At 62.8% G+C, this 12,448-nt stretch carries 15 protein-coding genes; 10 read left to right on the plus strand and 5 right to left on the minus strand.

What is annotated here, in order from left to right; genetic code table 11:
• Positions 1–42: 42 nt before the first annotated feature.
• The 7 genes from ACZ5U1_RS04670 to ACZ5U1_RS04700 all read left to right on the plus strand — a co-directional run bounded on the left by ACZ5U1_RS04670 (position 43) and on the right by ACZ5U1_RS04700 (position 6,495).
• Positions 43–891: a lysophospholipid acyltransferase family protein gene (locus ACZ5U1_RS04670; protein WP_464779962.1), complete on the plus strand. Its 849-nt coding sequence runs from the start codon at positions 43–45 to the stop codon at positions 889–891.
• A gap of 50 nt (positions 892–941) precedes the next feature.
• On the plus strand, positions 942–1,586 hold the full coding sequence (locus ACZ5U1_RS04675; RefSeq protein WP_464779582.1) for a phosphoribosylanthranilate isomerase: 645 nt from the start codon (positions 942–944) through the stop codon (positions 1,584–1,586).
• On the plus strand, positions 1,583–2,812 hold the full coding sequence (trpB, locus tag ACZ5U1_RS04680; protein WP_464779583.1) for a tryptophan synthase subunit beta: 1,230 nt from the start codon (positions 1,583–1,585) through the stop codon (positions 2,810–2,812). The genes ACZ5U1_RS04675 and trpB overlap by 4 nt, the downstream gene beginning before the upstream one ends.
• A gap of 144 nt (positions 2,813–2,956) precedes the next feature.
• Complete coding sequence (gene trpA / locus ACZ5U1_RS04685) at positions 2,957–3,784, plus strand: tryptophan synthase subunit alpha (RefSeq protein ID WP_464779584.1); 828 nt, start codon at positions 2,957–2,959, stop codon at positions 3,782–3,784.
• A complete protein-coding gene (gene accD / locus ACZ5U1_RS04690; RefSeq protein WP_464779585.1) occupies positions 3,781–4,632 on the plus strand; it encodes an acetyl-CoA carboxylase, carboxyltransferase subunit beta in 852 nt (283 codons plus the stop codon). The genes trpA and accD overlap by 4 nt, the downstream gene beginning before the upstream one ends.
• A gap of 26 nt (positions 4,633–4,658) precedes the next feature.
• The gene (locus tag ACZ5U1_RS04695) at positions 4,659–5,984 is read left to right on the plus strand and encodes a bifunctional folylpolyglutamate synthase/dihydrofolate synthase (protein ID WP_464779586.1); all 1,326 of its coding nucleotides are present in this window, start codon (positions 4,659–4,661) and stop codon (positions 5,982–5,984) included.
• Positions 5,985–6,054: 70 nt separating this feature from the next.
• Positions 6,055–6,495: a DUF6628 family protein gene (locus tag ACZ5U1_RS04700; RefSeq protein ID WP_464779587.1), complete on the plus strand. Its 441-nt coding sequence runs from the start codon at positions 6,055–6,057 to the stop codon at positions 6,493–6,495.
• On the opposite strand, the gene ACZ5U1_RS04705 is transcribed toward ACZ5U1_RS04700, so the two are convergent.
• The 3 genes from ACZ5U1_RS04705 to ACZ5U1_RS04715 all read right to left on the minus strand — a co-directional run bounded on the left by ACZ5U1_RS04705 (position 6,480) and on the right by ACZ5U1_RS04715 (position 9,248).
• On the minus strand, positions 6,480–7,805 hold the full coding sequence (locus ACZ5U1_RS04705; protein WP_464779588.1) for an AmpG family muropeptide MFS transporter: 1,326 nt from the start codon (positions 7,803–7,805) through the stop codon (positions 6,480–6,482). The two genes, ACZ5U1_RS04700 and ACZ5U1_RS04705, sit on opposite strands and share 16 nt — an antisense overlap.
• Positions 7,806–8,155: 350 nt before the next feature.
• Positions 8,156–8,638 carry a hypothetical protein gene (locus tag ACZ5U1_RS04710; protein ID WP_464779589.1) on the minus strand — a complete coding sequence of 161 codons (483 nt, stop codon included), beginning with the start codon at positions 8,636–8,638 and terminating at the stop codon, positions 8,156–8,158.
• A 151-nt stretch (positions 8,639–8,789) separates the two neighbouring features.
• Positions 8,790–9,248, minus strand: coding sequence for a response regulator (locus tag ACZ5U1_RS04715; RefSeq protein WP_464779590.1), 459 nt, complete (start codon positions 9,246–9,248; stop codon positions 8,790–8,792).
• Positions 9,249–9,409: 161 nt separating this feature from the next.
• On the opposite strand from ACZ5U1_RS04715, the gene ACZ5U1_RS04720 reads away from it, so the two are divergent.
• On the plus strand, positions 9,410–10,327 hold the full coding sequence (locus ACZ5U1_RS04720; RefSeq protein WP_464779591.1) for a pseudouridine synthase: 918 nt from the start codon (positions 9,410–9,412) through the stop codon (positions 10,325–10,327).
• 59 nt (positions 10,328–10,386) lie between these two features.
• On the plus strand, positions 10,387–10,935 hold the full coding sequence (gene rsmD / locus ACZ5U1_RS04725; protein WP_464779592.1) for a 16S rRNA (guanine(966)-N(2))-methyltransferase RsmD: 549 nt from the start codon (positions 10,387–10,389) through the stop codon (positions 10,933–10,935).
• Positions 10,936–10,991: 56 nt separating this feature from the next.
• On the opposite strand, the gene ACZ5U1_RS04730 is transcribed toward rsmD, so the two are convergent.
• Positions 10,992–11,441 (minus strand): globin domain-containing protein, encoded by a 450-nt coding sequence (locus ACZ5U1_RS04730; RefSeq protein ID WP_464779593.1) that lies wholly within the window; start codon positions 11,439–11,441, stop codon positions 10,992–10,994.
• Positions 11,442–11,556: 115 nt separating this feature from the next.
• Here ACZ5U1_RS04730 and ACZ5U1_RS04735 point away from each other — a divergent pair, with 115 nt between their 5' ends.
• On the plus strand, positions 11,557–12,045 hold the full coding sequence (locus ACZ5U1_RS04735; RefSeq protein ID WP_464779594.1) for an Rrf2 family transcriptional regulator: 489 nt from the start codon (positions 11,557–11,559) through the stop codon (positions 12,043–12,045).
• Here ACZ5U1_RS04735 and ACZ5U1_RS04740 read toward each other — a convergent pair.
• Positions 11,993–12,415 (minus strand): Fe-S oxidoreductase, encoded by a 423-nt coding sequence (locus tag ACZ5U1_RS04740; RefSeq protein ID WP_464779595.1) that lies wholly within the window; start codon positions 12,413–12,415, stop codon positions 11,993–11,995. The genes ACZ5U1_RS04735 and ACZ5U1_RS04740 overlap by 53 nt on opposite strands.
• Positions 12,416–12,448: the final 33 nt, after the last annotated feature.

Below are 12,448 nucleotides of genomic sequence, written 5' to 3' on the forward strand. Positions count from 1 at the left end.
GCCCTTTACCGCCCCGACCGCTGCTGTATGACGCTTGGCAAGATGCTCTCCAACCCTTTTCTCTTCACCCTCCTGCGCCTGCTCCCCGCATCCGCCGCCTCATGGCTGGGTGGCTGGCTGTCGGCGAACGTCGCACGCAGGACCATGAAGCTGCGGGACCAGCGCGCCCGCGCCAACCTCGCCATGCTGCGCCCGGACCTGGACGAAGCCACTCGCGAGGCCATGCTCACCCGCCGCTGGATCAACCTCGGCCGCACCATGGCCGAACTCGCCAATGTCGATCGCCTCGTGAACAACCGTCATGTCAGCATCACGAACGAACCAGCCTATCGGGAAGCGCTGGCCTCGCCCCGCCCCATGATCTTTCTGACCACCCATATCGGCAACTGGGATTTGCTCGCCGCTCATTTGAAAGCGTCAACCGATCGCCCCGGCCTCGGCGTCTACGCCCCTCCTTCCGACCTTGCTCAGGCCAAGATGCTGAAGCGGGCACGGGAAAGCTATATGGGGGAAGCCATCACCGGCAGCGGCGCCGCCCGATCGATCCTGCGTCACCTTGCGGAAAAGGACAGGGCGATGCTCTACATCCTGGTGGACGAACGGAGGGATCGACAGGTCTGGTTCCCGCGCTTCGGCAGAGATGTGGAACCGTCGGGAAATCTTTCCATCGCCCTACGCCTCGCCCGGCGCAGCAACGCCCGCTTCCTGCCTTTCACCTTGGCAAGGACCAAGGGCGCTCATTTCCATCTCGATTGGCACCCGCCACTTGATCCGCTGGTCATGGACGAAACCGATCTGCTGGATCAGGTCGACGCCTTCCTGGGCAAAGCCTGCATCGACCATGCGGACCAATGGCTCGCCCTGCATGACATGGATTTGACGACGCCTTGAGTAGCACGGAGCATATGGTTCTCGGTGACCTCACCCGCTAAAGCCCCCAAATGTCCCGACTCGCCATCAAGATCTGCGGGCTTTCCACACCCGACACTGTCGGCGCAGCTATCCGCGCAGGCGCGACCCATCTCGGCTTCGTCCATTTCGCTAAAAGCCCACGCCATGTCGAAGCGGACCAACTGCGCGCCCTCGCCGCAACAGTCCCCGCCCATATCGAGCGCGTCGCCGTCCTAGTCGACCCCACCGACGAAACCCTAGCCGAACTCACGGCAACAAACGCCCTCACCGCCCTGCAACTTCATGGCAAGGAAAGCCCCGAGCGCACCGCCGCTATCGCTAAGCGCTTCAACCTTCCCGTCTGGAAAGCCATTTCCGTAAAAACCCGCGCCGACATCGACGCTGCAAAAGCCTATACCGGCGCGGCCGACCTCCTCCTCTTCGACGCGAAGACGCCTGACGGCGCAGCGCTCCCGGGCGGCATGGGCCTACGCTTCGACTGGACCCTGCTGCGCGGCGTCCCCATATCCATGCCCTGGGGCCTTTCCGGAGGTCTCGGCATCGACAATGTCGCCGAAGCGATCCGCATCACTGGCGCTCCGATGATTGACGTTTCTTCCGGCGTAGAAAGCGCGCCGGGCATCAAGAGTGTGGACAAGATCATGGCCTTCTGCAAAGCGGCACAGCAATCATGACCATCAACAATTCCCTCCGCTCGCAACCGGATGCCTCCGGCCATTTCGGCTCCTTTGGCGGTCGCTACGTCGCGGAAACGCTGATGCCGCTCATCCTGGAGCTGGAGAAGGTCTATAAGGAAGCGAGGCAGGACCCCGCTTTCGAGGAAGAGTTTGAGGAACTGCTGCGCTCCTATGTCGGCCGTCCCAACCCGCTTTACTATGCCAGCCGCCTGACCGAAGCGCTGCGGGCGGAAGCCCCGGAGGGTAAAGGCGCGAAAATCTATCTGAAGCGCGAGGAACTCAACCACACCGGCGCGCATAAGATAAACAATTGCATCGGCCAGGCGCTGCTCGCCCGCCGCATGGGCAAGAAGAAGGTCATCGCCGAAACCGGCGCGGGCCAGCATGGCGTTGCCACCGCCACCGTTGCCGCGCTGTTCGGCATGGAATGCAAGATTTTCATGGGCGCGAAGGATGTCGAGCGGCAAAAGCCCAACGTCTTCCGCATGAAGCTGCTGGGCGCGGAAGTCATCCCCGTCGTCTCCGGATCACAGACGCTCAAGGACGCGATGAACGACGCCCTTCGCCACTGGGTCTCAAACGTTCACGACACCTTCTATATCATCGGCACGGCGGCAGGCCCGCACCCCTATCCGGAACTGGTCCGCGACTTCCAGTCGGTGATCGGCCGCGAAGCGCGCGAGCAGATTCTCGAAATCGAAGGCCGCCTGCCAGACATGCTGATTGCTCCGGTCGGCGGCGGCTCGAACGCGATCGGCCTCTTCCATCCTTTGCTCGATGATGTGGAAGTCAAGATGATCGGCGTGGAAGCAGCAGGCGAAGGCCTCACCGGCAAACATGCCGCGTCCCTCGCAGGCGGCGCTTCGGGCATCCTGCACGGCAACCGCACCTATCTGCTTCAGGACGAAGACGGCCAGATCACCGAAGCGCACAGCATTTCGGCAGGCCTCGACTATCCGGGCATCGGCCCTGAACATAGCTGGCTGCACGAGATCGGCCGCGTCCAGTATATGCCGATCACGGATGACGAAGCGCTGGCCAGCTTCCAGAAGCTCGCCGCTCTCGAAGGCATCATCCCGGCACTGGAGTCCGCCCACGCCATCGCCAGCGCAGAAAAGGTCGCGCCCACGATGGACGCGGACCAGATCATAATCGTCAACCTCTCAGGACGGGGCGATAAAGACATCTTCACCGTCGCCGACGCGCTGGGAGTGGAGATGTGAGCAGCCTCTCCCAACGAGCCATCCCCTCCTCCGTTCGCCCTGAGCTTGTCGAAGGGCTCCACTTTTCTTCAAAGAAGGATCGGGCTTCGACGTTCGAACGAGACAAGTGGCTCGTTCGGACAACCCGAACGGGTGTTTTTGGAAATGACTGACCGCCTCGCCACCCGCTTCACCGCCTGCAAGGAAGCAGGCCGCGCCGCCCTCATCACCTTCGTGACCGCAGGCGACCCGACCGTAGCCGCCACCCCGGTGATCCTCGATGCCCTCGTTGCGGGCGGCGCGGACATCATCGAACTCGGCATGCCCTTCACTGATCCGATGGCGGACGGTCCCGCGATCGAACTCGCCAATCTGCGCAGCCTCGGCTCGGGCACGAAGACGAAGGACATTTTCCACCTCGCGACCACCTTCCGCGCCCGCCACCCGCATATACCGCTGATCCTCATGGGCTATGCCAATCCCATGCTGATCCGCGGCTCGGAATGGTTTGCGCAGCAGTGCCGCGAAGCAGGCGTCGATGGCGTGATCTGCGTCGATGTCCCGCCTGAAGAGGACGCGGAGATCGGCCCGGCCCTGCGCGCGGCAGGCGTTCACCTGATCCGCCTTGCCACGCCAACCACCGACGCCGCCCGCCTGCCCGCCGTGCTCGATGGCGCCAGCGGCTTCCTCTACCATGTCGCCGTCGCAGGCGTGACCGGCAAGCAGCAAGCGGCCCAAACAGCCGTCGAGCAGGCCGTCGAGAAGCTGAAAGCCGCAACCGACCTCCCCATCGCAGTCGGTTTTGGCGTCCGCTCCGCCGAGCAGGCAGCCGCCATCGGCCGCGTTGCTGACGGCGTCGTCGTCGGGTCAGCCATTGTCGACATCGTCGGCTCGCACGGCGATGCCGCCGCGCCCTTCGTTCAGGAGTTCGTCGCCACATTGAGCGGCGCCCTCAAAGCCAACAGCCCCCATTTCCGGGAGACCGCCGCATGAGCTGGATCAATCGCGTCCGCAAGGCCGTTCCCTTCCTCGCAAAGAAGGAAACCACCGCCGAGACGCTGTGGCACAAATGCCCGTCCTGCACCGAGATGATTTTCATCAAGGAGTGGGAGGATAATCTCTCCGTCTGCCCGCGCTGCGACCATCACGGCCGCATCGGCCCGTCTGAACGGTTCGAGCAGATCCTCGACGCAGGCTTCATCCTGCTACCCACCCCGCCGGTGCAGGAAGACCCCCTCAAATTCCGCGATTCCAAGCGCTATCCTGATCGCATCAAGGCTGCCCGCGCCCAGACGGGAGACCAAGACGCCCTCATCAACGCACGCGGCGCGATCGACGATGTGCCGCTGGTCATGGGCGTGCAGAATTTTGCCTTCATGGGTGGTTCCATGGGCATGGGCGTCGGCGCGGCCTTCATCCAAGGCATCAACGAAGCCATCGGCCACAAATGCCCCTATGTCATCTTCACCGCAGCAGGCGGCGCACGCATGCAGGAGGGCATATTGTCCCTCATGCAGATGCCGCGCTCGACCGTCGCGATCCAGAAGCTGCACGCGGCGGGCCTACCCTATATCGTCGTTCTCACTGATCCGACGACCGGCGGCGTCACCGCAAGCTACGCCATGCTGGGCGACGTCCAGATCGCCGAACCCAACGCTCTCATCGGTTTTGCAGGCCAGCGCGTCATCGAAAGCACGATCCGCGAAAAGCTGCCTGACGGATTCCAGCGCGCCGAATATCTGCTGGAACATGGCATGCTCGACATGGTCGTCCACCGCAGCGAACTGCGCGACACGCTGGCGCGGGTGATCGGCTATCTAGCCCCTCGCGCCGCTGCCTGACGCGATCGCGCGAGGAACATAGGGCCATGCCCGACCACGCCATTTCGGACGACCCGGCGGTCCAATCGCAGCTGGACCGCCTCGCCACGCTGTCCCCGGGCGCGGACATATTGGGTCTCGAACGTATCACCAGCCTGCTCGACCGCTTGAGCAATCCGCACCGCGCGCTGCCGCCCGTCTTCCATGTCGCAGGCACCAACGGCAAAGGCTCGACCTGCGCCTTCCTGCGCGCCGCGCTTGAAGCGGACGGCCGGAGCGTCCACGTCTTCACCTCGCCCCACCTCGTCCGCTTCAACGAACGCATCCGCCTCAACGGCCAGCTGATCAGCGACGAAGCGCTCGCCCACTATCTCTCCCGCGTCCTGGACGTGGCCGAAGGCATCGGCGCCAGCTTCTTCGAAGTCACCACCGCCGCCGCCTTCCTGGCCTTCGCCGAGCATCCCGCAGACGCCTGTATCCTCGAAGTAGGACTGGGCGGCCGTCTCGACGCTACCAACATCATCGAAAACCCCGCCGTCTGCGGCATCGCCCAGCTCGGGATCGATCATCAGGCTTTCCTCGGCAACACGCTGCGCGACATCGCGGCGGAGAAGGCGGGCATCGCCAAGCCCGGCGCTGCCCTGGTAACTCAGCGCTATCCCGAATCACTCGCCCCCGCGATGCGCGAAGCCGCGAGCCGCGCCCGCACCAATTGGCTCCCCATGGGCCAAAGCTGGGACGCAGCCAGCTACCGTGACCGCTTGCACTATCGCGACGAACAAGGCCGCATCGAAACCCCGCTCCCCCGCCTCCCCGGCGCGCATCAGGTCCAGAACGCCGCGCTGGCCTTCGCCATGCTGCGCCATCAAACCGCCCTGCCCGTCAGTGAAGCCGCGCTCAAAGCGGCCCCCCTCTGGGCGCACTGGCCCGCCCGGCTCCAACGCCTGGACCACGGCCCCCTGCTCGCCCCCCTCGCCGCCGAAAGCGAAGCCTGGCTAGACGGCGGCCACAACGCCGGAGCCGGAGAAGCCATCAGCGCCTTCTTCACCTCAGATCGCCTCGCCGGACGCAAACTGCACCTCATCATCGGCATGCTCGCCAACAAGGAAGTGGATGCCTTCCTCGCCCCCTTCGCCGGACGCATAGCCCACATTCACGCGCTGCCCGTCCCCGGTCACGAGCATCATCCCGCCAGCCGCTTCGCCGCCATCGCGGAGCGCTGGGGCATCGACTGCACAGCGCATGCAGATCCCGCCGCCGCTATCAAAGCCGTCGCGGCGTCATCCAAAACCGAAGCCCCACTCCTGTTCATCGCCGGGTCGCTCTATCTCGCAGGCGAAATTTTGCGCCTGAACGAGCAATATCCCGACTGAATACACTTGCGATTGACTCGCAATAGCGTAACCTGTCCTCCGTAACCCAACGGATAAAAGGTGCTCGCATATGCCCAGTGGAGAGATCACCCCCCTAGACCTGCCCGGCGCAATGCCTGCCGGCTACGGCAACAGGCTGTTCCTCTACGCGATGCGACGAATGGCCAGCGCCGGGGTCGATGATGCCCACGCAGCCAACGCCATGCTCGGCGCGTTCGGGCGCAGCTACCGCCGCCCGCTAGTCCTCATGCGCGCCATGATGCTCGAACTTGCCCGCTGCGCAACCCGCCGAATACTCGTCGCGCCTTGCTGCTGCGCGCGCATGACCGCCGACGAAGCATCGCTCATGCACTCCATCAGCACAGCGCTACAGGACCCGCCTTCATCCTATGAGCAACTCGCCTCGCTGCTCGGCACGGACGATGTGCTAGGCGCCCTCACCTGCCTGCAAGCCGTCTCCCAGGCCCACAGCGACCTAGGCCGCCCGCTGGACCTTTACGCCGGAGCCTGAATCCCTTCATCTGTAGCGGCGCTGCCGACACTCGCATCCACCAGCCCGCTGCGCATCATCAGCCAGAACAGGATGATGCCCGGCAGCGCCAGCACGGTTGTCAGCAGATAGAAATCGACATAGCCGAACCGCTCGATCAAGGTCCCCGCCGACGTTCCTGTGAGAAACCGCCCGACAATGCTCGCCGCCGCCGAAATCATCGCATATTGCGCGGCGGTGAAACGCAGGTCGCACAGCGCGGAGAAATAGGCGACCACCGCTACGCCACCGATCCCGCTAGCAAAATTCTCGAACCCGATAGCCCCCGCCATGCCCACATTGCTCTTGCCGGTCGCCGCCAGCAGGGCAAAGCTGAAGTTCGACACCGCCATCAGCACCAGGCTGATCAGCACCGACCGCTTCAATCCCAACCGCGCATACAACACGCCGCCCACGAAAATCCCGGCCAGCAATGCCCAGAAACCCACGCCCACATCGTAGATCGCGATCTCCTCATTGCTGTACCCCAGATCGTTGAACAGCAGCCGGAACGTCAGGTTGGCCAGCGTATCGCCAATCTTGTGGACGATGATGAACAGCAGGACGAGCAGCGCGCCCTTGCGCTTGAAGAAATCCACGAACGGCCCAATGATCGCCTGCACCAATTCCCCGCCCGTCTTCCGGGAAGCAATCTCGCGATGCCGTTCAGGCTCGCCAACGATCAACGCCGCCAGCATGGCAGGCAGCGCAAAGAGCGCGCAAACCAGATAGGCCAGCGTCCAATCCCAATATTGCGCCACCACCAGCGCCAGCGCACCCGCCGCCGCCGCGCCGATCCGCCACCCATATTGCGACATGCCCGCGCCAACGCCCAATTGTTCAGGGCGCAATATCTCGATCCGATACCCGTCGATGATGATGTCGAATGTCGCCCCCGCAATCCCCAGCAGGATCGCCGCCCGCACCGTCCCCATCAGGTCGTTAGCCGGATCGACAACCGCCAGATTGACCACCGCCGCCATCACCAGCAGTCCCGCCACCAGCATCCACGACACGCGCTGGCCCAATCGATGCAGCAGGGGCAACTTCACCCCCTCGATCACCCAGGCCCACAACCATTTGAGATTATAGGCCAGCAGCACCAGGCTGAATGCCGTAACGCTCTTCTTGTCGATCCCATCCTGCGCCAGCCGCGACGCCAGGTTCGCACCGATCATGGTAAAGGGAAAGCCCGATGAAATCCCCAGGAACAGCGCGGCCAGCGGCGCCTTCTCCACATAGGGCTTCACCGCATCCAGCCAGCTTCCGGTGCCCCGGGCAATATCAGTCATGAAAAAAGGCGCGCCCCCAAAATGCTTATCGCGCCACCATATGGCCAATCATCGGAGAAACAAGCAGAACTCGCCCCGACCATATGACCGGCTCAGGCCATGCAACCCACAGACACCGACTTTCCCCGAAATGATGCTTTGGGAGCCTTCCTATCATCTCCCCTCCCGCAGGCGGGAGGGGTCGGGGGTGGGCTAGCGCAACACCGGCCTCATCAAATGGGCTCACGCAAGGCTCGCTACGCTCGCGCCCACCCCTAACCCCTCCCGCCTGCGGGAGGGGAATGCCTTGGATGGGGTGGTTAGGGGACTGTCGGCTTAAGGACGACAAACGCGCATAGTAGACGTAGCTTTCAATCTGTGACCTTGACGCGAACGGTTGAACCATCTGGGACAGTGCTTAGCTGCTGATGGATATTTGCCATGCCTAAAAGTTGCTCTCTCACCGGCACGACAAACATATTATCGGGCACATACTTACCTTCCGCGAAAATAGGTAAGATAGTGAAGGCATAGCATTGCCCCACGCCAGCACGCTTTCCTGCATCGTGGAGTTGTTCAATCAAGCCCGGTAGAAACCATTCTTCGACCAACTGCAAATTTGAGCGCAGGATGGTTTCAAACTGATCTTTGCTGGTCGATACCTGCTCAACCAGACCTGTCCCAGTGTCTAGCCAGTGAACCAATCCGTTTGCCGTTTGAAAGAAGATGCCGCCCACCGTCGAGCAAACCAAAGTTGTCCATTGCTCGGGAAATAGCCATGACCACGCCGCCGCAACTTCCTGAGCGAGTGGAGCTTCAATTTGGAACGCGATGTCCTGCCAGCCAACACTCATTCACACTACTCCTCAGGCCGCACTCGGGCTGAACGAATTTCCGCTTCTGAACAAGTTAGAGATTAATCCAAACGGCAACAACTGGTCGTTAGTGACCTGTTCCCCAGTTGAACCTGTCATCAACCAAAAGCGCATCCGCGCCTCGCCACCCTCACCCCACCCGATCAAACAAATGCAACCCACGCGGCACGCGCGGCAGGTCCCCACCACGCAGCACCGCCTCAATCACCCCAATCGAAGCCAGCAGATCCCGCGGCAAATAGGGCTTGGCCAGGCACCCGACCGCCATCTCATGCGCATCCACCGGGCAGGTCCCGCTCACGAACAGCACCGCCAGCCCCTTTGCATAGGCATGTCGCGCCACATCAATGCCCGTCTTGTCGCCATGCAGCGTGATGTCGGCGATCACCAGATCGACCTCGTCCTGCTCAATGACGCTGATTGCATGGTCATAATCCTCGACCGTCGCGGCAACGCGGTAGCCGGCCTGCTCCAGCACATGCTCATTGTCGAAGGCGACCAAAGGCTCATCTTCCACCACCAGCACGCTGATGATGGCCTGTGCCTGCTGCCGTGGCTTCGAGTCCCCTTTGACTAGCCCGAAAAACATTTGCCGATCCGCCCCATATGCGCCATGCACCCGATCAAACGCGCGACCCCTTAAGGGAGTTGCGGCCGATCCTGCGCACTCGGCGACAGGACGGCACTATTCGTCATTTTCCCGGCATCTCCGATATGGGAATGCCGTCGCTTCGTTAAAAGGAACCGAGCGTGGAGCCGCCGAAAAAATCAGCACCGCCGCGCAGGACAGGACCGGGCGGCCCCCGGCGCCCCACGGACGGCAAGCCCGCCGGTTCGTCGCGCCCTGCCCGTCCGCCTTTCAAGAAAAGAAGCGCTGCTCCGGCCAAGCCAGCAAATCCCCATCCGGCGCGCATGGCCGCTGCCGCCAGCGGCACGAACGAACCGCAACGCATCGCAAAGCTGCTCGCCCGCGCCGGGGTCGCCTCGCGCCGGGAAGTAGAACGGATGATCGAGGAAGGCCGGGTCACTCTCGATGGCCAATTGATCTCGACCCCGGCGACCCTGCTGACCTCGCTCAATGGCGTGGCGGTGGATGGCAACCCGGTGGCGCAACCCGCTCCCGCCCGTCTCTTCCTCTTTCACAAGCCGTCGGGCTATTTGACGACCGAGCGCGATCCGCGCGGCCGTCCCACCATCTACGACCGCTTGCCCGCCGACCTGCCCCGCCTCATGCCCATCGGCCGTCTGGATATGACCACGGAGGGGCTGCTGCTCCTTACCACCGATGGCGAATTCAAGCGGCAGATGGAATTGCCCGCGACCGGCGTGCCGCGCACCTATCGCGCCCGCGCCTTTGGCGAAATCAGCCAAGCCCAGCTTGAAGACCTGTTTATGGGCATAGAGATTGACGGCATTCGCTATGGCCAGATCGAAGCCAATCTGGAACGCCGCACCGGCCGCAACCAGTGGATCGAAATGACCCTCACGGAGGGCAAGAACCGCGAAGTGCGGCGCGTTCTGGAGCATCTGGGCCTACAGGTGAGCCGCCTCATCCGCACCAGCTATGGCCCTTTCCACCTCGGCGAGCTCGCGTCGGGCGCGGTGGAGGAAGTGCGCCAGCACGACCTCATCGTCTTCCGCAAGAGCTTGAAGACGCCCAAATCCTGAAGCTCAACCCGTTCGCCCTGCGCTTGTCTCAGGGCTTTCCTTCTGCATGGACGCCAATCATGAGAATCATCGCAGGCCAATGGCGCGGCCGCCCGCTGGCAGCTCCCAAGGGCGACGCCACTCGCCCCACGGCCGACCGTACGCGCGAAACGCTTTTTTCCATGCTCGTGAGCCGCATCGGATCATTTGAAGGGCTGGCCGTCGGCGATTTCTTTGCAGGATCGGGCGCCTTGGGCTTTGAAGCCCTGTCCCGTGGTGCGGCTAGCTGCCTTTTCGTTGAACAGGATCAGGCGGCTCTGAATGTGATCCGCGCCAATGGCGACAAGCTCGGCATCCGGCCGGACATCCGCCAGAGCAGCGTCCTGTCGCTCGGCCCCGCGTTGAAACCGCTGGACCTCATTTTCATGGACCCGCCTTATAACAGCGGCGCAGGCGTCGTCGCTCTCGACAAGTTAAGCCGTCTGGGTTGGACCGGCCCCGCGACCTGGATCAGCATCGAAACCGATCGCCGCGAAGATGTGGCGGTCAAGGGCTTCACCATCGACGCAACCCGCGACGTCGGCAAAGCCCGCCTGACCCTGTTAAGAGCGATTCCCTCTCCCCTTTAGGGGAGAGGGCTAGGGAGAGGGGAACGCCCCAGGAGGCATCCCCATCCACCCATCAATCAAGCAGCCTCAGCATCCTCATAAGCCTGCGCTTCCTTGCCAATTAATATCTCGGCGAGGAACCAATAGGCCTTGCCCCACGCTTCCAGCACAGCGTCCGTGGCAACTTCCGCGCCCAGCACATCGCGGATCGCGGGCAGCAGTGCTTCGGCAACCTTGGGATAATGCTCGGCCTTCACGCCGGTTTCGACATGCCGCTGCACCATGCGCTCGACCGCGCCGGTGAGCGCCTGCAACTTGTCGATATTCTCGGCATAGCCCAGGATCGCCGCGGCCAGCCGCTTGGGCTGCTCGCCGCTGTCCTGTGCCGCCTGATCGAACATGTCCCTGATCGACGCATCCTGGAACAGGCGCGCATACATGGCGGTCGTGATCTCCACCCCATGGCTCCGCAGCGCGGGAGCGGTTGCCTTGACGATCGCGATGGTTTCAGCGCTGAGCTGGCTCATATATGCACCCCTTTGAACTAGAGACTCGGTAAAGACGCCTTTACGGTACATCTTTAAACATGTAAACAAGCTACATGTTTGATCTGCAAACCCCGTTCAATTAACGCATTCCCTCATGCAATTGACCCGCCACACCGACTACGCCCTGCGCGTCCTCATCCATCTGGCCGTCACGCCAACAGGTCGCGCAACCATCCCCGAGGTCGCCGACGCCTACGCTCTTTCGCGCAATCATTTGATGAAAGTCGTCCACCACCTCGGCCAAGGCGGGTTCATCCTGACCCGGCGCGGCAGAGGCGGCGGCTTCACCCTTGCCCGCGCTCCTGAAGCAATCAGGCTGGGGGATGTTGTCCGTCACACCGAAACGGACATGAACCTGGCAGACTGCGCAGGCTGCGGCCTCCGCGCCGCTTGTGGCCTATCGGGCATTTTGAAGGCCGCAACTACAGCTTTTCTGGCGGTACTCGACCAGCACAGCCTGGCGGACGCCGCCAAAGACAGGACCGGGCTGGCAGCGCTGATCGCTGCCCTGCCCGGCACCGTTTCTCCGGTCAGCGATGCCTGCGCGCCATCTTCTTCGAACGCGGCGCCTCGCCTGGATTGATGCAGCTATCCTGTACCGTACGACTGCATAGCGGATAGTCTTTACCGCCCGCAGGCGGAGGGGTCATGTTACCGCCAACGGTCACCGGATTGGCCGAACTGCCCACAGGCGCGGCGGGGTCCTTGGGCATACCCGGCGTTGCGGGTATCATGCCAGTGTCGGCTGGAACCTCTCCCGTCGGCTGACCAGCATTGGGATCTGCCGCAGTTGCAGGGCTCGCAGGCGTAGCTGGAACCGCCGGATCCGTCGGCATGCTATCAGTGGCTGGGGGCTGAGCCGTGCTTTCCGGCGCACCCTGAGCGATCGCAATGCCAGTAGCGCCGTTGGTAAAAGCCAGCATAGCGGCACCCGCAAGCATGATCGATTTCATGGGTCATCCTTTCCTGTTCCATCAACCCGTTCT

Source organism: Sphingobium sp. TomTYG72 (genome assembly GCF_055394715.1).